Below are 1,660 nucleotides of genomic sequence, written 5' to 3'. Positions count from 1 at the left end.
CTTCATACCTCTCGACTGTTTCTGTGCGCCATTGACAAGGCGTACACCATCCTCATGCTCGAAGGCATCAGCCTTACGCTGGATTTCGTTGTCGGTCAGGCCATTTGACTTCGCAATGGTCTTCCAAGATTTCAGGGCTGCACCGATGGCCTTCAAGCCATGGTCGACCTGCTTCTTGTCCAAATTGAAATACGGGGCCATTGCCTGACAGAGTTCCAGCGAGGGCTTATTTTCTCCAGGCAGGAAGGCCAGCGTGTGGGCCCGGCGCGTGTAGGGTTCATTGTTTGGGTTCAAATCGTAGGCCGGGGAGAGCCGCCAACCCTGGAGATCACGCAGGAAGGCATGATTACGCAAGTGGTCGTCGGTATTGCCGGTCATCGCATTGAAGACCATGCGGCGCCATAGATCGAAGCTGTCCATTTTCGACCGAGACGACAGGCTGGCCACAACACCGGCCAGCTCGCCATAACTGGCTCCTGACCATCGCGCAGGCCTGAAAGCGTCATTGCCGACGCAAAGGGGATGCGCTCGGCCTCCCGCCGATCGAAGCGCTCCAGCAGCAGAATAGGGCGCTCGGCGTTCTTGCTGAGCAGTCGATGGCGGGCGGTTGGGATGCCTGCCTTCTGCGCGAGATCCAGCATGGTAGCCTCCCAGGCAGCCACGCGCTCGGTATCCTGATTCGATTGAAACTTAGCAATGCAGAATGTCTTGCCGTCCTGGACGCCTGCCTTCGGCCGCGCTCCACCTAGCAATGAACCGGGTCCGAACAGATGACGCAGATCATCTTCGGTTTCCAGGCCATTTTCCAAACGACCACAAGCCTCTTCCAGTTCCCGGATGTGGATCAACTTGGGAACATTATGATTGTCCGCCAGATACACATCCGGGCGGCTCGCATCGCTGAGCCGTAGCGCACCCATGCGCATGAAGTCACTTACGCCAAGAAGATAGGCGATATCGCTGGCGAAACCGCTTCTGACACGCTGCTGGACCATCCGGCCCCACCGATCGGGGACAATATCCTCGAACACACCGGGCAGCGCCTGGCTGTGATGTGCAAACCCTGGCACCAAGTCCAGCGTAGGGTCGATCTGAAAGCCCTTCGCTATCCATTCATCAGAATAGGTGAACTGATAGCTTTCCGTGCCGCGCGTGGTGAACACGTCCAATTCTCCCACCTGCCTTGGGCAGGCAGGCCAATCCATGGTGACGCGAAGTTTCATCGCCTTGATGTACCCCGAATGCGTTTTGGCAGTTCTCTGTCGGAAACAATCTGACCCAGCACATCATTCTCACGCGAGAAGATGTTGGCGAAGAGTTCCAGCTTGGCCGGGTCGAGGCTGTAGATCGCGGCCGCATAGGTGCCGATGCCAACACTGGAGACCCCTTTTTCCATTCGGTCGAGCGTCGACCGGGTAACACCTAATCGTTCAGCCATCAGCTCGGTCTTGATCCGTCGCCGTCGCCGGGCGTCTGTGAGGTCGCCGCCCAGCTTTTTCAGGGCGCGATCAACAACATAGGACTTGTACGCCATTATAGTGCACCATATACGCTACATAAATAGGTGTTAGTGTAGCATATATAATGCAGTATAGTGATTAGGAGGAGAGGAGAAGCGGGCCAAGTAGGTATAAACTCTATTTGAGTACAGTAACTAGTT

3 protein-coding genes are annotated in these 1,660 nt (G+C 56.0%); all 3 read right to left on the bottom strand.

The genetic code is table 11. The features are described 5' to 3' along the window. On the bottom strand, nucleotides 1-420 hold a 420-nt coding region (locus ACOCD2_RS18960; RefSeq protein ID WP_293675076.1), incomplete at its 3' end, for a HipA domain-containing protein. After that, nucleotides 375-1,205 carry a type II toxin-antitoxin system HipA family toxin gene (locus ACOCD2_RS18955; RefSeq protein WP_419592334.1) on the bottom strand — a complete coding sequence of 277 codons (831 nt, stop codon included), beginning with the start codon at nucleotides 1,203-1,205 and terminating at the stop codon, nucleotides 375-377. The genes ACOCD2_RS18960 and ACOCD2_RS18955, both read right to left, overlap by 46 nt. 14 nt (nucleotides 1,206-1,219) lie before the next feature. Beyond that, nucleotides 1,220-1,534, bottom strand: a complete 315-nt coding sequence (locus ACOCD2_RS18950) for a hypothetical protein (protein WP_293650162.1) — start codon at nucleotides 1,532-1,534, stop codon at nucleotides 1,220-1,222. Between the last annotated feature and the right edge of the window lie 126 nt (nucleotides 1,535-1,660).

It is taken from the genome of Thiolapillus sp., from assembly GCF_048562965.1.
In the GTDB taxonomy this organism is placed as follows: Bacteria; Pseudomonadota; Gammaproteobacteria; order Chromatiales; family Chromatiaceae; genus Thiolapillus; species Thiolapillus brandeum_A.
Note: the sequence above shows the minus strand (reverse complement) of the source record. Positions and strands in the feature narration are given on the sequence as shown.

Bases quoted from the DNA above. Each gene is read 5' to 3' on its own strand.
- ACOCD2_RS18955 (WP_419592334.1), bottom strand. From the start codon at position 1,205: ATGGATTGGCCTGCCTGCCCAAGGCAGGTGGGAGAATTGGACGTGTTC.
- ACOCD2_RS18950 (WP_293650162.1), bottom strand. From the start codon at position 1,534: ATGGCGTACAAGTCCTATGTTGTTGATCGCGCCCTGAAAAAGCTGGGC.